Genomic DNA, 17,760 nt, shown 5'->3' with positions numbered 1-17,760 from the left:
AATCCAATATTTACCATATAATACTTGTGCTTTATTTTACTAATAAAGATTAAAAATTATTTTAATAGCATGTTATAAAAATGAATTGGCGAACAAAAACTGAAGCAAAAATAGAGGTATTTTCTGATTGGCTTTTTGAAAACGCAAAGAAAACAATACTAGTTATTTTTCTTCTTGTGGCCGCTCTTGGCTCACAACTACCATCCTTAAAGATTGACACTACTACCGAAGGGTTTTTACATAAAACAGACCCAATGCGTGTTGAGTATGACATATTTAGAGACCAGTTTGGTAGAGATGAAAAGTTAATGATCGCTATAAAAACTGAAAACATTTTTGACTTAAGCTTCTTAAAGAAGCTTGATAGTTTTCATGATGCCCTAGAGAACGAACTTCCAAATATTAAGGGCGTTGACTCCCTAATAAATGCTAGAAATACTTATGGAATTGAGGGTGAGTTAATTGTTGAGCCTTTAATCGACAGCCTTCCTGAAACTAAGGCGGAATTATTTAAACTAAAAGAAACAGTCATCAACAATAGTCTCTATAAAAACTCACTTTACAGTGAGGACTATACTATGACTACTGTTACGATAGACACAGAAACATACTCCAATAATGGGATATCAAATGAGTCAGAAAAATTTGAGTTTGATGATGGCCTAGAGTTTGATGATGGCCTAGAGTTTGATGATGGCCTAGAGTTTGATGATGGCCTAGAGTTTGATGATGATAGTGTGGGCGGACAGAGGGTTTATTTAACTGATGTTGAGAACGACGAAATAATTTCAAAAACACAGAGCATCATGCAGCGTTTTGATGATGATAATTTTGAAATATACTTATCAGGCTCAGCGGCAATTGCGGGAATTTTCAAGCAAGCCTTAATGAACGATTCAGTTATCTTTATTAGCTTAATGATGATTGTTATTATGATTGTTTTGTTTGCTCTATTTAGGCGTATTTCAGGCGTTATATTGCCATTAGCCTGCGTATCTCTCACACTTATAACAACCGTTTCATTAATGTCAGTATTTTCAGCTCCTTTTACAATGGCTACCCAAATTATGCCAACCTTTTTATTGGCAGTGGTGACTAGTGCTTCCATACATTTATTGGCTGTTTTCTATAAAGACTTTTCAAAAACAAACGATAAAAAAGTGTCTTTGAGGTATGCAATGGGCCACTCTGGACTTGCGATTATAATGACTTCTATTACCACAGCTGTTGGCTTGTGGTCCTTCTCTTTTTCTGGAGTTGCGCCGGTAGCCGACCTTGGTATTTTTGCCAGTAGTGGTGTAATGATTGGTTTGGTTTTTACCCTCATCTTCCTCCCTGCTTTAATATCTATAACTAGAGTTAAAGCTCTTAAGACTAACTCAGATAAAGAAGGCCAAACCTTAATGGACAGATCTCTTATTGGAATAAGTGTGTTTGCAACTGGACGCCCAAAGCTTATAGTGTTGGTAAGTGCTGTATTAATTATTTGCGCAGCTATTGTTGCGTCACAGCTTAGGTTTTCACACTTTCCACTTCAATGGCTTCCAGAAGATAATTTTGCCCGCATTGCAACTGAGGCAGTTGATGAAAATCTTAAGGGCTCCCTTACGCTTGAGGTCATTATTGATACTGGAGAAACAAACGGCCTTTATAACCCAGAGCTTTTAAGGGTAATTGATGACGTTTCCCAAAATATAAATTCCATCTCAACAGGAAACATGTTTGTTGGGAAGGTTATTAGTTATATTGATGTTATTAAGGAAACAAATAGAGCGCTTAATGAAAATCGTGAAGAGTATTATGCTATTCCTGAAGACTCTGATCTGATTGCTCAGGAATTTTTGCTTTTTGAAAGTAGCGGCAATGATGATCTTTCTAGTCTTGTAGATGCAAATTATTCTAAAGCCCGGCTAACACTAAAAACCCCTTTTATCGACTCACTTGAAGCTAATATTTTTATAGACAATGCACAGGCCTACTTAGACCAAAAGTTTGGCTCTCTTGCTAAAGTTACTTTCACTGGTATTGGAACTCTTATGACTGTAACTTTTGAAGAGGCGATTTATAGTAGTGCGTTTAGTTATGTCCTTGCCTTTTCATTAATCACTATTCTTATGGTGCTATTAATAGGCAACTTAAAAATTGGTCTAATTAGTATGATTCCAAATATTTTGCCTATAATTTTTCTTTCAACAATTATGGTTGTTTTTAAAATGCCTCTTGACATGTTTACTTTATTAATTGGTGCAATAGCACTTGGACTTGCTGTTGACGATACCGTTCACTTTATGCATAACTTTAGAAGATATGAGCTTCAATATAATGATGTTGATAAGGCAGTAAGGCTCACATTGCTCGGTACTGGAAGAGCTATTACACTAACTTCTATAGTCCTCGCTCTTGGCTTCCTTGTGCTGACATTTTCTCAAATGAACAACATGTTTGACTTTGGTGTTTTAACAGCTAGTGCGATTTTGGTAGCAGTATTGGCAGACTTTTTCTTAATGCCTGCAATAATGAAGTTAATTATTAAAGACAAGACCAGTATGTAAGTATTGTAAATTTTAATTATAAAAAAAGGCGCCTAAGGCGCCTTTTTTTTGAAAAGATTTAGTTTTAACTTTGAGCTTGGGCCATAACCTCTTCAACAAAATTATCTTCTTTTTTCTCAATGCCTTCACCAACCTCATATCGAATAAAAGACTCAACCTCTGAATTTTTAGATTTCACTAAAGCGCCAACTGTTGTATCTGGGTCTTTAACAAAAGACTGACCATAAAGAGTAACTTCGTTGACAAATTTTTTCATTCTGCCAACGATCATTTTTTCAATAATATTGTCAGGCTTGCCACTTTCTTTTGCTTGCTCAATAAAAATTGCTTTTTCTCTTTCAAGAAGTTCTGCTGAGAGCTGGTCTTCACTTACACATTCAGGCTTTGAGGCTGCAATATGCATAGCAACATCTTTTGCAAGTTCTGCATCATTTGATGATAACACTGTAAGAACAGCAATTCTCTCACCATGCTTGTATGCGCCCAAAACGCCATTTTCAGTGCTGACAATTTGAACTCTTCTAACCGATACATTTTCACCAATTTTAGCGATTATTTCTTCTCTCGCCTGGTCAACAGTAACGCCTGAGTCTAGCTTTTGCTTTGAAAAGACCTCAACAGATTCTGGTTTGTTTTTTAAAGCTAGAGCGCCTAAAGTATCAACAAAGTCAATAAAGGCTGAGCCCTTAGTTACAAAGTCTGTTTCAGAATTAACCTCAAGAATTGCAGCGTGCATTTTATCTTCACTAATAGTAACGTTTACAAGCCCTTCAGAGGCTACGCGACCAGCTTTTTTCGCAGCTTTTGCTGCTCCAGATGCGCGCATTAAATCAATTGCCGCCTCCAAATCTGCATTGGTCTCAACTAAAGCTTTTTTGCAGTCCATCATGCCTGCACCAGTTCTTTCTCTTAGTTCTTTAACTAAAGCGGCTGTAATTGCCATAATTTGTCTCCTATATATACTCTGTATAGCTATTTATTCAGTGTCTGCTTTCTTTGCAGCAGGCTTCTTTGCAGCAGGCTTCTTTGCAGCAGGCTTCTTAGCAGCAGGCTTCTTAGCAGCAGACTTCTTCGCAGCGGGCTTTTTATCCTCAGCAACAGCTTCTGTCTTAGCAGCAGGCTTCTTAGCAGCAGACTTCTTCGTAGTGGGCTTTTTATCCTCAGCAACAGCTTCTGTCTTAGCAGCGGGCTTTTTATCCTCAGCAACAGCTTCTGTCTTAGCAGCGGGCTTTTTATCCTCAGCAACAGCTTCTGTCTTAGCAGCGGGCTTTTTATCCTCAGCAACAGCTTCTGTCTTAGCAGAAGGCGCAGATTTCTTAACTGCAGCTTTGGTTTCTACGATTGAAGCTTTAGCCTCTAGTATCGCATTAGCAATTTCTCTAGCATAATAACCAATGGCTCTTATTGAATCATCATTTCCTGCTATAACATAATCGATTCCTTCTGGGCTGTGGTTTGTGTCAACAACGCCAATAATTGGAAGTTGTAAAGTGTGAGCTTCACGAACTGCATTTTTTTCATGACCAATATCAACTACAAAAATAACATCAGGAATGCTTCCTAAGTCTTTAATTCCACCAAGACTTCTCTCAAGTTTTTCCATCTCTCTGGACATAATGAGCGCTTCTTTTTTTGTAAACTGAGAAAAATTTTCTTCCGCAAGAAATTCAAGATCCTTAAGGCGTTTGATAGAAGCTTTAATAGTTTTATAATTCGTCATCATGCCGCCTAGCCAGCGATGGTTGACATAAGGCATTCCACATCGAATTGCCTCTTCTTTAATAATGTTGCTTGCCGCTCTCTTCGTACCAACAAAAAGGATTGACCCACCAGCAGCAGCAGTTTTGCTTGCAAAGTTGAGTACATCGTTGAATTGTGGCAGGGTTTTTTCTAGGTTAATTATGTGAACACCGTTTCGTGTTCCGTAGATAAAAGGCTCCATTTTTGGATGCCAAAAACGAGACCTGTGACCAAAATGAACACCTGCCTCTAACATTTTTTTCATTGACGCTTTCGCCATATTTTTCTCCTGGGTTAAGACTTCCACATTGCCTATCAACCAACCTTATTAAAAAGGCACCCTGGCTAATATTGGGGCTCTGTGTGATACATTAAAATACTAACTTTATAAACATCTAGTTAGCCCTTCCTCCAGCTCATATTGTCTGAAAGGCGACGATTATCCCATATTTTTTTGAATTAAGCAAAGCCTATTTTCCCTAATTCCTTTGTATAAAGCCATCCACAACCCTCTTCACTAAAAAAACATACAACTCAAAAAAACACCCTTTATAATTATCCCTTTTAAAAATACTTATGACCAAATGTTGGTTGCTATATGTATCTAGCCTAATAAGGAGGCTCCATAATACATATTTGATTTCATGATATGAAAATTGCTATTATTGGAAGTGGGATATCTGGCCTAACAGCCGCATATCTTCTTCACAAAGAACATGATATTACTATCTTAGAGGCCAATGATTATATTGGTGGACACACTCATACCCATCAAATTGAGGTAGATAAAAAGAAGTGGCTGATTGATTCTGGCTTTATTGTTTATAACGAAAACACATATCCTAATTTTATAAAGCTTCTTCAAAAACTCAAAGTTGATACACAACAAACCTCCATGGGTTTTAGCGTTAAGGCGCCAGAAAAAAACCTTGAATATTCTGGAGGCTCTTTAAATTCCTTATTTGCTCAACGCCTAAATATCTTTAGGCCCTCTTTTTTGTTGATGCTTAAAGACATATTAAGGTTTAATCGCATCTCAGTGGCAAAGCTAAATAACCTCAGCGAGTCAACAACAATTTATGATTTTTTGATGGTCCATAAATTTAGTAAGAACTTTATTGAGCACTATATAATTCCAATGGGCGCTGCCATATGGTCAACAGCAGCGAAAAAAACAACAGAAATGCCAGCAGTTTTTTATATTAGATTTTTCAAAAACCATGGACTACTTCAAATATTTAATCGTCCCCAATGGTTCGTAATTAAGGGCGGCTCAAAAGCATATATACCAAAAATAATTGCAGGATTTAAAAATAAAATTTTGCTTTCAACCCCAGTTTTAAAAGTTATAAGAAGCAAAAATAGTGTTGAGGTTTTTTATGGAAAGGATGAGGCCTCTCATCAGTTTGATAAAGTTATATTTGCAACACACAGTGATCAAGCACTGGAATTATTAGAAGATCCTAGTGAAGAAGAGGTTAAAATTTTAGGCTCCCTGCCTTATCAAAAAAATGTGGCACTGCTGCACACAGACTCTTCTATATTGCCTAAAAAGAAAATAACATGGTCTAGTTGGAACTACCTTTTGAGCGGTGATCAAAGTAAGCCGGTGACGCTAACCTATAACATGAATATTTTGCAATCATTAAAGTCGAATACTAATTTTTTAGTAACCCTAAATAGTAATGGGGATGTTGATAAAAGCAAAATAATTAAGACTTTAGTCTACCACCATCCTCTTTTCACGGTCAAGGGCGTTAAAGCACAAAAAGAAAAGAATAAAATAAGTGGTGTAAATAACACTTTTTATTGCGGAGCATATTGGGGTAATGGTTTTCATGAGGATGGCGTTAACAGCGCCCTTGATATTTATAGTTTTTTTCATAAGGCCTTATGATGCTCTCTAAAAATCACCAACTGTATTGGGGTACGATTAGTCATCAGCGACACACTCCGTTTAAGCGGTTTTTTTCATACCCAATTTTTATGGCCTATATTGATATCTCGTCTTTAGCATCTACGATGAAGCCATCACTTCTTTGGAACATTAATAAGCCTGCGCTTGTTTCATTTAAAAGGAAGGACTACCATGGAGACCCAGACTTAGAATTAGATAGTGCGGTTCGAAAAACACTACATGAAAAAACTGGTAAAGTTTTTAATGGGCCAATTAGACTACTGACGCACTTGAGATACTTTGGACATTGTTTTAATCCAGTAAGTTTTTATTACTGTTTTGATGATTTAGACCAAAAGGTTGAGGCCATAATGGCTGAAGTAACAAACACACCATGGAAAGAAAGGCATGCCTACATTATTGAAGAGCAAACAGAAAATAATACTAGGGCAGGGTTTATCGCCACTCCAAAAAAACAACTACATGTAAGCCCTTTTTGGGGAATGGACCATGATTATGAGTGGTTTTTCTCACAGCCCAAAGACTCTCTAAATGTAAAAATGAAAAACTTTAAAGATGGTGAAAAGGTTTTTAATGTTTCGCTTGACTTAAAGAGGCGTGCATTTTCAAACGCAGGGCTTGTTAAAGCAATTTCCAGGTTTCCATTTATCACGCTGATGGTTATATATAGAATCCATTGGCAAGCATTTATGCTCTATATAAAAAGAGCTCCATTTTTTACACATCCTGACAAACTATGACTCAAGAAATTCAAACTAAAGATAGACTTTCAGTTGATGGCCTAGCAAATAATATTCAAGAAATGCAAAGAAGTACTAGAATGACTTCTTTCTTTAAAATGATTTTATTTAAAAAACTGAAGGGCTTAAAGACTGGTGAGCTGACAATAATTGACGGTTCTGAAATTCACGTATTTGGCATTCCTAAATCTGAGCTTAAGGCAACCTTAACCGTTTCATCTCAAGAGTTTTATGTTTTTTTAGGGAGTGGCGGAACCAATGGCGCAGCAGAAGCCTTCACTTCTGGTTATTGGTCTGCAGATAATTTGGTTCAATTAATTCAGCTCATTATTAGAAATAAAAAAACTATGGAGGGGCTTGAATCTGGACTTGCAAGATTAACAAATCCAATCACTAAAATAATCCATAGGCTTAGACAAAACACCTTAAAAGGAAGTAAGAGTAATATCTTGGCACACTACGATCTGAGTAATGATTTTTATAAGCTATGGCTCGACTCAACCATGACTTACTCAAGCGGCATTTTTCTAAACAAGAAGTCAAGTATGCTTGATGCCTCGATAGAAAAGCTGGATAGGCTATGTCGAAAACTAAACCTTAATAGTAGTGACCATGTTCTTGAAATAGGAACGGGATGGGGAAGCTTTGCAACACATGCAGCCAAAAATTATGGCTGTAAAGTTACCACTACGACTATATCAGACAATCAGTTTAATTATGTTGCTGAGCTGATTAGTAAGGAGAATTTAGATAATAAAATAACTTTACTAAACAAAGATTATAGAGAGCTTGAGGGTGTTTTTGATAAGGTTGTTTCAATTGAAATGATAGAGGCTGTTGGGTCTGACTTTGTGCCTGGCTTCTTTGAAAAGGCCTCTTCATTGCTGAAGAAAAATGGTTTAATGGCGCTTCAAGGAATAACATATAACGACCCAGACTTTAATGCCTATAAAAATTCGGTAGACTTTATCAGAAAATATATTTTTCCTGGCTCATGTCTTATCTCATTGTCACAAGTTGAGAAAGCCATCAAAGATAAAACGGATTTAATTATGGTTGACTCTGAAGATATAACTCTTCACTATGCAAGGACACTCGAGATATGGCGTAAAGACTTTGAAAATGTATTGCCGCAAGTGAGAGAGCTTGGTTTTTCAGATCCTTTTATAAGGATTTGGGTTTTTTACCTAGTCTACTGTGAAGCGGGATTTCTTGAAAACCTAATTAGTGATTTTCAGTTTATATTTGCTAAACCTGACTCCAAAAACATTAAAATTACACACTAAAAAAATGATTAAATTATTAATAAAACTTGCAGAAAATGGTTTATTACCAGACATGCTCATTAGGCTTGGAATAAGGCGTTTATGCGCTCAAAGGCTTTTAGAGGCAACGAGCATTGACAAGCTTGAAATGGAAAAAAGACATTCATCTTGGATTGACTTTTTAAATGAAAGCCCAATTGCTCTGGTTCCAGAAAAAGCAAATGAACAGCACTATGAGGTTCCACCAAGGCTTTTTGAATTGGTCCTGGGCTCGAACTTAAAATACAGTTCTGGTTATTGGCCAAAGGGTGCTTCGTCTCTAGACGAATCAGAGCTGGAAATGTTAAAGCTTTCTTGTGAAAGGGCATCCCTTTCAGATGGCCAAGAGGTTTTAGAATTAGGATGTGGTTGGGGTTCCTTGACTCTTTATATGGCAAAAAATTTCCCTAATAGCAAAATTACTGCTGTTAGTAATTCAAAGGACCAGAGGCAGTTTATTGAGAACAAATGTAAGAAATTAAAGATAGAAAATATCAAGGTTATAACAGCAGACATGAACGACTTTTCAATTGATAAAAGCTTTGATCGTGTTGTTTCAATCGAAATGTTTGAACATATGCGCAACTATGGTGAGCTTCTAAAAAGAGTAAGTGGCTGGTTAAAAAAAGATGGAAAACTTTTTGTTCATATTTTTTCTCATAAAGAAATTGCCTATCCCTTTGAAGACCAAGATGAGGGAGACTGGATGGCTAGAGAGTTTTTTAGTGGCGGTCAGATGCCTTCTCATAGGCTCCTAACCTGTTTTCCAAGTCGGATGAAAATTGAGAAAGATTGGAGGGTAGATGGAACGCACTATGAAAAAACCTCGCTCGCATGGCTTAACAAGATGGATAAAAATAAAGCTGAAGTGCTTAAATTATTCGAAAAAACTTATGGCAAAGATGAAGCAGGCATTTGGTTTCAAAGGTGGCGTATTTTTTTCATGTCATGCGAGGTTCTTTTTGGCTTTAAAAGTGGCTCTGAATGGGGTATTTCCCACTATCTTTTTGAGAGGCCATAATGGATAATATCAAGGACCTTGTTGCTATTATTTTATGTATTTTGACAGCCTATTTTGTTGCAAATGCTGCAACAGTTGAGGGCGCTGTACTTTACGGCGTGCCAGCCATACTTTTATGTGCTGCTGTTAGCTTTATTGTGCACTGGATTGTTGCAATCCCTTCGCTTGTAACAAGCTCAGAAAAATATTTTGACTTTACAGGAATGATCGCAACTCTACTTTTAGTTGCTACTTCTATATTTGCACTTTTAGGCCAAGGAATGCAAGTTTCTATGCGCTCGACTATTGTGGCTATTTTTGTATCTATATGGACGCTAAGACTTGGGACATTTCTCTACATAAGAATAGTTAAAAGTGGAGAAGACAAAAGGTTTAGGGAGATCAAGAAATCGTTGCCAAAATTTTTAATGACATGGACTCTTTCAGCCCTATGGGTTTTCTTAACGACAGCAAATGCTGTTACCATTATTGTTTTAAATCAGCATGCAGCTCTTGACTTATTTTTTATAGCAGGATTTTCCCTCTGGGTCTTAGGGTTTGCTTTCGAAGCTGTCGCAGATAAACAAAAAAAGAGCTTTAGTGAAATCCCTGAAAACAAGGATAAATTTATAACATTTGGATTGTGGTCTATATCACGCCACCCAAACTATTTTGGGGAGATTGTTCTTTGGACGGGCATTGCAATTATATCGCTCCCACTTCTCTCAGGCTGGCAGTTTTTAACCCTTGTGTCGCCAGTTTTTGTCTATCTTCTCTTAACTAAAATAAGTGGACTGCCTTTTTTAGAAGAAAAAGCTGAAAAAAAATGGGGCAATGACAAGGAGTATCTTGAATACAAGAACAACACACCCATATTGATTCCTTATTTTGGAAAAAAATAACTCAAACTAAAAAAAATGGCAATTGAAACCCCTGAATATAAAATAATATCCAAGTGTGAAGGCTTTGAAGTTCGTCGTTATAGTGACATGGTTATTGCTACAACAAAAGTTCAGGCCGACTACAAAGCCTCAACATCTTCTGGATTCAGAAGAATTGCAAGTTATATTTTTGGTGGCAATGATAAAGAAATGAAAATTGCCATGACTGCACCTGTTATTGCTGATTGCCCTTCTGAGGGGCTTAAGTCTTATAACATTTCTTTTATAATGCCCAAAGAACACTCTATGAGCGACCTCCCCAAAGCCAACATAAGTGAAGTTTCAATTCAGAGAGAGAGTCTTGGTAAAGTCGCTGTTCTATCTTTTGGGGGCTGGGCTACTGAATCTAGAAGCATAAACTATCAAAAAAAACTTTCAGAGTTGCTTTTAAAAAACAAGATTGAAATAAAAGGAGGCTTTATGGTTGCTCAATTTAATTCCCCATGGACGCTGCCAATGTTTCGTAAAAATGAACTTATGGTGAGAATAAGCAGTTAAATAGTTTTTTTATCTACTGGCACATCTTACAGAGCCCACTAAGCTCTACAGCTTGAGAGTTATTAACTGAAAACTTGTTGCTTTTAGGTAAAGAAAGTTGAGCTGAAAGCTGACAAGACTCTTCCACAGATTTACAACTAGTACAGTTAAGCAAGACATGAAAGTGGTTTGTATGGCTATCATTGCAAACTAGATAAGTATTACTTGAGTCCATTTTATGAACAACGCCCACATCAATCCAAAAGCTTAAGACCCTATAAATTGTACTAATATTAAATGAATGGCCTTTATCTTTTAAAGAGTCCCTCAGATCATAGGCAGAAAGATTTTTTCTTGCAGAGTCTAGTTCATTAATAATTGACATTCTTTGAGGCGTAGCACTTTTTCCAGACTCTAAACATTTAGACATTAGTTTTGCGTTATTAATCATCACCTTCCTCTTCGTTTTTTCTATACTCCTCATCACTAAAATGCAGCGTCTCAACAACTGCATCGGTAATGGCATATCCGCTATCAGCAATATCAAAACTTTGCGATCCTACGGATATTCTCCCATAAACAATTATTGGTACGTATAAATCACGAAACTTTATTGGATTGTTTGACACATCGACAATCAGTGTTTGGTTTAGAGGTGGGGGCGGAACATGGATGCACTGACCAGCTTCAGGGACAAGCAAAAACTTGCTAATGTCAGATCCTACATATTCAATTGGAACCATGAATCCAGCAAGTGCAATATCTTCTCCTTCTAGCAATTTATTTAGTTTTGTTCCAGCCTCTTCTAATTTTGCTTGAAACTCTGGGCTATTATAGATTTCATAGGTCAGATCTTCTGGAATAAAATCATATGCATCAGCTGGCTCAAGGCTTAGCCAGTTTTCTTCTATTGTGGATAAATACTCATCAGTAACTACAATGGCAAAAGAGCTTAACGAGAAAAAAATTAAAATGGAGAGGGATATTTTTTTTAACATGCAGACTAGCTTAATGTTTGATGTAAATTTTTTCTAAAAACCATGACCGCTGGAACCAAACTACTTAATACTCCAGCAAATAAGATCAAGCCAAAAACCTTAATTTCCTCCAAGCTGATCCACTTAAACGAAGGTGAAATGCCTAAAGCCAAGTTTAACTGATTGGTTGCAAAGTAAGTCACAATTATCACCAGAATAATTGCACCAATAATTGCAACCAATCCAATTACAAGAGACTCACATATTACCATTATGGCTAAAAATTTTGGCGAGGCCCCATTGGCTCTGTAAATTGTCATTTCCTGTTTACGGTTATCCAAACTGGCAATAATTAAAGTTACCATTGCTATGAGGCTGATTGCAATAATAATCCAGCTTAGAAGCTGAAATCCTTTATCAACTAACCCAACAATTGACCAAAGCTCTGACAATGCTATGCCCGGTATTACAGCGGATATAGCCTCCTTCGAGTATTCTCTAATACTCTTGGTAAATTTAAATAAAGTTATCTTTGATTTAAGGCCCACAAAAGCAGCTGTAACTGTTTTTGGGTCTAAAGCTCCAGCTGGCAGAGACGACAAGTCAATATCATCAAGGCTGAATACTTTTTTCCCACTCATCCATCCAAGGTGAAGCAGCTCATAGCCTTTTAGGTCCAAAAAAATAGCTTGATCAATTGGGGTTCCTGTTTTCTTAAGAATCCCTGTAACCTTAAATGAAAAGTCATCATGCTTGCTACCTATTGACTCAACTGAGCCATGGGTGATTTGAATTTCTGAACCAACATTATAATTAAGTCTTTCAGCAACATCAGACCCCAAGACTGCCTCCGATAGTTCAGAAAATGCTACTCCGTTCAAAAAAATCAATGATTGATTGTTGCCGTATTTAATGTGCTCAAAGTAATTTGATTGAGTCGCTACAACCCTAAACCCTCTATGACTATCACCTAGTGCAATTGGAACCAGCCAACTTATATCACTTCTCTGCTTAATATCATAGACAGTCTTCGTTGTGATGTTGTTTGTGGGCCTACCAAGATGAAAAACTGTGTATAAAACCAATTCAAGAGAGCTCGACCTTGGTCCAATAATTGCATCAACACCTGAAATACTTTGATTAAAGCCTTCCTCTGTGCCTTGTTGAATTCTCTCTATGCTTAATAGCAGAACCATTGAAGCCATCAAAGATATCGTCACAAGCGATGTCGGAATAATCCTTGAGCGCATTGATTTAAGCAAAAGACTAAGCATGCTGTTTATTCAAATCTATGACAGTGTCAAAGTAATGTGTAATAGAGGCGTCATGACTCACCATAATTATTGCCTGTTTGGTTGAGTCAAAGGCGTCCATCACCTCATTTAAAAATTTTTTAGTCGTTTCAGTATCAAGAGCAGAGGTTGGCTCATCAGCTAAAATTAAATCTGGCTTGCCAAGCAGAGCTCTAGCAACTGCAACTCTTTGTTGCTGACCAACACTTAGGCGGTTTACTGGGGTTGTTAAAACCTCTTTTCCTAGCCCTAGTGATTTGACCAGTCTAATGATTTCTTGATTTAGATCATTGACTTTAGATTTTCTAGGTTGAGAGAATCTAATACCCAATGCTATATTTTCTGAAACACTTAAAAATGGAATAAGGTTAAGTGTTTGAAAAATATAGCCGATGTGATCTGCTCTAAATTTATCCAAAAGCAAGGAGGACATTGAAGAGTAATTAATGCCATCAAACTTAATATCACCAGCTTGAAGTTTTAAGGCGCCAGCAATCAGGCTGAGTAGAGTAGTTTTACCACAGCCTGAAAAGCCACTAATCAATAATCGCTGTCCCCTTTTAACCTCTATTTCTGGAAACACAATTTTTTTACCGTGCTGATAATGGTATTCCAGTCCTAGTGTTTCTAACATCAGATTCTCATTTAAAATATTACTTTATCGACGTCAGATTTTAGGCTTTTTGTTAGCGCTTTATTGTTTATTACTGCTTCGAAGTATAAATTTTCTAGTTCGCTGAAGTGATTGAATGCATTAATGGTAATGCTCTTTAATTGGCTTGGCTCATTGCAAGAAAACTCATATGATAATTCGACATCTTTGTGATCTCCTTCTGTTGAGACACTGTGAAGTTCAGATTTAAATGAAACTAAGCCACAATTAGCATCTTTAGGAAATGCAAATAATTGTGAATAATTTTGAAATTCAGCTAATGATTCATCTGATACGGTTAACTTATCATGCTCGTCATGCTCGTCATGCTCGTCATGCTCGTCATGCTCGTCATGCTCGTCATGCTCGTCATGTTCATCATTCTCATCATGCTCGTCATGTTCATCATTCTCATCATGCTCGTCATGTTCATCATTCTCATCATTCTCATCATGCTCGTCATGTTCATCATTCTCATCATGCTCGTCATGTTCATCATTCTCATCATGCTCGTCATGTTCATCATTCTCATCATGCTCGTCATGTTCATCAAGTAGTTGAACTATTGGCATTTCATAAGTAATAGCAACTTGATTTTGACTGATTACCATTGAAAAATTGTTTAGTCCGTGGGCATGTGCATCTGCACGCCTTTCTTCCTCTGCGCTTGCAAAAGAAGAAATTAATAGCAACGAAAGAAAGCTAAGTTTTAACATTTTTGAGTCCTGTTTAATTAAAACAGGATAATATATCCTAAATGCAATATTATTGCAATAGGGTAAATGTAATTAATTCGTACACGCAGATATTGTTGAAAAATTTGATAGATATCTTGGCATGATAAAGTCTAGATAGTGTTTTGCAGTTTCAGTTTTTTCTTTTAAAAATTCAGAAGATGATGTGTTGTTTTTAAAAGCAGATGATGCCCTCTCAACGCTTAAAAGCATTTGCCAAGCTGCTGAAATAGTTCCAATCATCATGAGTGTATCAAAGGCAATTTTTCCAGTAAATTCTTTGTCTTCAGAATTTTTAGTAATAATCGAAACAGTAGCCTCAAGATCATCAAGAGACTTTTTAAACCGATCAATCTGTGACATGGAAATCAGCTTTGATAATGATGGGGCTTCTACACATTCTTGCATTTCTAAAATAAGCTCCCTAACTCCAAGCCCGTCATCGCTAATGATTTTTCTGCCAACGAGGTCCATTGCTTGAATTCCATTGGTCCCTTCATAGATTGGAAGTATGCGTGCATCTCTTAAAATCTGAGCAATTCCAGTCTCTTCAACATAGCCCATTCCTCCGTGACACTGAAGACTTACAGAGGCAACCTCTTGTGCGGTTTCAGTGCACCAGCCCTTAACAACCGGCGTTAAGACTCCAAGTTTCCTTTTATGTTTTTCTAATAATTCTGCTGGCAAGTCGCTTCCAGAATAGTCAACTTCTGCACAAGCGGAATAGGCTAAAGCTCTCGATGCTTCGGTAATGGATTTCATGTTTGCTAACATTCTTTGCACATCAGGATGCCTAGCAATTGGACCAGGCTCTTGAAATCCTGGAGCAATTCCTTGAACGCGTTCATTACAAAAACTAAGTGCTTGTTGGTATGCGCGTTCTGAAACCGATACTCCCTGGAGTCCAACTGTGAGTCTTGCATTATTCATCATTGTGAACATACACTGAATACCTCTATTTTCTTCGCCAACTAAGTAGCCAATTGCCCCATCTTCTTCCCCATAGCTCATGACGCATGTCGGGCAAGCATGAATTCCAATTTTGTGCTCAATTGATAATGCTTTTAAGTCGTTTGACTCTCCAAGGGAGCCATCATCATTGACAAGAATCTTTGGCACTAAAAACAAAGATATGCCTTTAACACCCTGAGGAGAGTTTGGCAGTCGGGCCAACACTAAATGAATGATATTCTCAGACATATCGTGCTCGCCCCAAGTGATATAAATTTTTTGACCACGGATTAAATAATGATCACCGTTTGGAGTTGCTCGCGTTTTAAGCGAACCAACATCTGTCCCTGCATCACCTTCAGTAAGATTCATCGTGCCGCTCCACTCACCAGATATAAGCTTTGGAAGGTAGCGCTGTTTGATTTCCTCATTTGCATTTAGAGTTATTGCTTCCACTGCTCCCTGGGTAAGGAGAGGGCACAGACCCCATGACATGTTTGCCGAATGCCACATTTCTTGAACGCTTGCAGCAACGACAAAAGGGACGCCTTGTCCTCCATAATTAGGTGAGAATTGTAACGAGCCCCATCCTCCTTCAACAAAGTGCTGGTACGCCTCTTTAAAACCAGTTGCAGTAGTGATTTTGCCAGAGCTATCAATTTTTAAACCCTCTGAGTCACCAGTTTTGTTAATTGGTTCTATCTCTTCTTTTGCAAGCTTTCCTGCAGCATCTAAAACAGTATCAATTATGTCAACTGTTGAAGCATCAAGGCCTATCTCATTACAAAGTTTTTCAATTTCAACAACTTCTTTTAATACAAAACTCATATCTTCTACAGGCGCAGTATAGTATGACATTATTCTTCTCCTAGGTTTTTAACTGACGCTCTAAGCTCGTGTTTTTGTATTTTCCCAGTTGCGGTTTTTGGCAGCGGCCCAAAGACAACTTTTTTTGGCCTTTTAAATTTAGCCATATTGTTTTTGCAAAAGGCTATAAGCTCATCTTCAGAAGCCTCTTGGTTAGACTTGAGTTCTACAAATGCACACGGCACTTCTCCCCAAGTCTCATTTGGCATTGCTACAACTGCTGCTTCTCCGACTGCAGGATGTTGATAAAGTACATTTTCAACCTCCACGGAAGAAATATTCTCACCACCCGATATGATGATATCTTTTGATCTGTCTTTAATTTGAATATAGCCATCACTATGAATTACTGCTAGGTCGCCACTATGAAACCAGCCACCTGCAAATGCTTCTTCTGTTGCCTTGGGGCTGTTCCAATAGCCCATCATACAAGTGTTACAGCGAATTACAATTTCACCAATCGCCTCTCCGTCATGCGGAACTCTCTGCCCAGTCTCTTGATCAATGACGCTAACATCCTCGGTCATTGGGAATCTTACTCCCTGCCTTGAGCTTAATTTAGCAAGCTCGGCTGGACTCTCATTAAGCCAAGACGCTTGAGGTGCGGCTTGAAGGATATGTCCATACGTTTCAGTCAATCCATATACATGCATAACATTAAATCCTAGTTTCATCATGCTCTCTAAAACCTTTGCAGGAGGAGGCGCGCCAGCAGTCATTACTTTAATTTCTCTCTCAAAATATTTTTGCGTTTCTTTAGGCGCGTTGGCAAGCATATTGAGCATTATAGGAGCTCCACCAAAGTGAGTTACATTATGCTGTTCAAGGAGGTTAAATACTTTTTCAGGGGCAAAAGTCCTGAGGCAAACTATAGTTCCAGCGATCGCAGCCATTGTCCAAGCATGGCCCCAGCCATTACAGTGAAATAATGGAACTGAGTAGAGATAAACCGGGTGGTTGGGAAGGCTCCAGCCAATCACAGTACCCATACTCATTAAATAAGAGCCACGATGATGATAGACGACGCCTTTAGGTTTTCCAGTTGTTCCAGAGGTGTAGCTGAGTGAAAGTGGGCTCCACTCATCATCAGGCATTTGCCAGTTATAGAGAGGATCTCCATTTACAACTAGAGATTCATAATCAGTTATATCTGAAGAAATATCAGGCTGTGATTCAGCAAAAGAATCGTTTATTACTACTATTTTTGGACTAACTGAAGTCATAGAGAGGGCCTCAGATGCAACTGCAAAAAGCTCTCTGTCAACAAAGAGCATCTTTGCATTACTGTCGTCAAAAATGTATGCAATTGTTGCGGCATCAAGTCTAATATTTATAGTGTTTAGGATTGCACCAGCCATTGGAATTGAAAAATGTGATTCAAACATTTCTGGTGTGTTAAATGCCAGTACTGAGACAGTATCACCTGGCTTTATGCCATAACTTTTTAGACTTGAGGCAATTCGAACGCATCTTTCTCTTGACTCACTCCAAGTGTAAGTTCTATTTTCATAAATTACAGAAGTGTGCTGACCATAAACATCCGCTGTTCTATGTAAGAACGAAAGCGGTGAAAGAGGTATAAAATTTGCAGGATTTTTTTTCATAGCATTAACGG

Annotated in this window: 16 protein-coding genes; 7 read left to right on the top strand and 9 right to left on the bottom strand. The window is 37.6% G+C overall.

The genetic code is table 11. The features are described from left to right. The first annotated feature begins 80 nt into the window (after nucleotides 1–80). The gene (locus ABXT49_RS08840; RefSeq protein WP_416652060.1) at nucleotides 81–2,552 is read left to right on the top strand and encodes an efflux RND transporter permease subunit; all 2,472 of its coding nucleotides are present in this window, start codon (nucleotides 81–83) and stop codon (nucleotides 2,550–2,552) included. A gap of 64 nt (nucleotides 2,553–2,616) precedes the next feature. On the opposite strand, the gene tsf is transcribed toward ABXT49_RS08840, so the two are convergent. Both tsf and rpsB read right to left on the bottom strand, forming a co-directional pair. Next, the gene (tsf, locus tag ABXT49_RS08835; RefSeq protein WP_416652059.1) at nucleotides 2,617–3,495 is read right to left on the bottom strand and encodes a translation elongation factor Ts; all 879 of its coding nucleotides are present in this window, start codon (nucleotides 3,493–3,495) and stop codon (nucleotides 2,617–2,619) included. A 33-nt stretch (nucleotides 3,496–3,528) separates the two neighbouring features. Further along, nucleotides 3,529–4,572: a 30S ribosomal protein S2 gene (rpsB, locus tag ABXT49_RS08830; RefSeq protein ID WP_416652058.1), complete on the bottom strand. Its 1,044-nt coding sequence runs from the start codon at nucleotides 4,570–4,572 to the stop codon at nucleotides 3,529–3,531. 369 nt (nucleotides 4,573–4,941) lie between these two features. Here rpsB and ABXT49_RS08825 point away from each other — a divergent pair, with 369 nt between their 5' ends. The 6 genes from ABXT49_RS08825 to ABXT49_RS08800 are packed head-to-tail and all read left to right on the top strand — an operon-like array spanning nucleotide 4,942 to nucleotide 10,693. Further along, the gene (locus tag ABXT49_RS08825; protein WP_416652056.1) at nucleotides 4,942–6,189 is read left to right on the top strand and encodes an NAD(P)/FAD-dependent oxidoreductase; all 1,248 of its coding nucleotides are present in this window, start codon (nucleotides 4,942–4,944) and stop codon (nucleotides 6,187–6,189) included. Then, on the top strand, nucleotides 6,186–6,950 hold the full coding sequence (locus tag ABXT49_RS08820; RefSeq protein WP_416652055.1) for a DUF1365 domain-containing protein: 765 nt from the start codon (nucleotides 6,186–6,188) through the stop codon (nucleotides 6,948–6,950). Before ABXT49_RS08825 ends, ABXT49_RS08820 begins: the two co-directional genes overlap by 4 nt. Continuing rightward, nucleotides 6,947–8,236 carry a class I SAM-dependent methyltransferase gene (locus tag ABXT49_RS08815; RefSeq protein WP_416652053.1) on the top strand — a complete coding sequence of 430 codons (1,290 nt, stop codon included), beginning with the start codon at nucleotides 6,947–6,949 and terminating at the stop codon, nucleotides 8,234–8,236. Before ABXT49_RS08820 ends, ABXT49_RS08815 begins: the two co-directional genes overlap by 4 nt. Before the next feature lie 4 nt (nucleotides 8,237–8,240). Beyond that, complete coding sequence (locus ABXT49_RS08810) at nucleotides 8,241–9,275, top strand: SAM-dependent methyltransferase (protein ID WP_416652051.1); 1,035 nt, start codon at nucleotides 8,241–8,243, stop codon at nucleotides 9,273–9,275. Beyond that, nucleotides 9,275–10,156, top strand: coding sequence for a DUF1295 domain-containing protein (locus ABXT49_RS08805; protein WP_416652048.1), 882 nt, complete (start codon nucleotides 9,275–9,277; stop codon nucleotides 10,154–10,156). Before ABXT49_RS08810 ends, ABXT49_RS08805 begins: the two co-directional genes overlap by 1 nt. Before the next feature lie 15 nt (nucleotides 10,157–10,171). Further along, complete coding sequence (locus ABXT49_RS08800; RefSeq protein WP_416652045.1) at nucleotides 10,172–10,693, top strand: SOUL family heme-binding protein; 522 nt, start codon at nucleotides 10,172–10,174, stop codon at nucleotides 10,691–10,693. A 13-nt stretch (nucleotides 10,694–10,706) separates the two neighbouring features. Here the strand turns inward: ABXT49_RS08800 and ABXT49_RS08795 are convergent, their stop codons facing one another. From ABXT49_RS08795 to ABXT49_RS08765, 7 genes are all read right to left on the bottom strand, one after another. Further along, complete coding sequence (locus ABXT49_RS08795; protein WP_271541885.1) at nucleotides 10,707–11,123, bottom strand: Fur family transcriptional regulator; 417 nt, start codon at nucleotides 11,121–11,123, stop codon at nucleotides 10,707–10,709. Continuing rightward, nucleotides 11,116–11,670, bottom strand: coding sequence for a DUF3299 domain-containing protein (locus tag ABXT49_RS08790; protein WP_416652044.1), 555 nt, complete (start codon nucleotides 11,668–11,670; stop codon nucleotides 11,116–11,118). Before ABXT49_RS08790 ends, ABXT49_RS08795 begins: the two co-directional genes overlap by 8 nt. A 5-nt stretch (nucleotides 11,671–11,675) precedes the next feature. Next, nucleotides 11,676–12,899, bottom strand: coding sequence for an ABC transporter permease (locus tag ABXT49_RS08785; RefSeq protein ID WP_416652042.1), 1,224 nt, complete (start codon nucleotides 12,897–12,899; stop codon nucleotides 11,676–11,678). A gap of 16 nt (nucleotides 12,900–12,915) precedes the next feature. Continuing rightward, nucleotides 12,916–13,575 carry an ABC transporter ATP-binding protein gene (locus ABXT49_RS08780; RefSeq protein ID WP_416652040.1) on the bottom strand — a complete coding sequence of 220 codons (660 nt, stop codon included), beginning with the start codon at nucleotides 13,573–13,575 and terminating at the stop codon, nucleotides 12,916–12,918. Nucleotides 13,576–13,586: 11 nt separating this feature from the next. Continuing rightward, nucleotides 13,587–14,309 carry a ZrgA family zinc uptake protein gene (locus tag ABXT49_RS08775; RefSeq protein ID WP_416652039.1) on the bottom strand — a complete coding sequence of 241 codons (723 nt, stop codon included), beginning with the start codon at nucleotides 14,307–14,309 and terminating at the stop codon, nucleotides 13,587–13,589. A 72-nt stretch (nucleotides 14,310–14,381) separates the two neighbouring features. Further along, nucleotides 14,382–16,136: an acyl-CoA dehydrogenase family protein gene (locus ABXT49_RS08770; RefSeq protein WP_416652037.1), complete on the bottom strand. Its 1,755-nt coding sequence runs from the start codon at nucleotides 16,134–16,136 to the stop codon at nucleotides 14,382–14,384. After that, the gene (locus ABXT49_RS08765; RefSeq protein WP_271541867.1) at nucleotides 16,136–17,749 is read right to left on the bottom strand and encodes a long-chain-fatty-acid--CoA ligase; all 1,614 of its coding nucleotides are present in this window, start codon (nucleotides 17,747–17,749) and stop codon (nucleotides 16,136–16,138) included. The genes ABXT49_RS08770 and ABXT49_RS08765 overlap by 1 nt, the downstream gene beginning before the upstream one ends. Nucleotides 17,750–17,760: the final 11 nt, after the last annotated feature.

Origin of the sequence: Candidatus Pseudothioglobus sp. Uisw_086, from assembly GCF_048085745.1 — a bacterium.
GTDB lineage: Bacteria > Pseudomonadota > Gammaproteobacteria > PS1 > Pseudothioglobaceae > Pseudothioglobus.
Note: the sequence above shows the minus strand (reverse complement) of the source record. Positions and strands in the feature narration are given on the sequence as shown.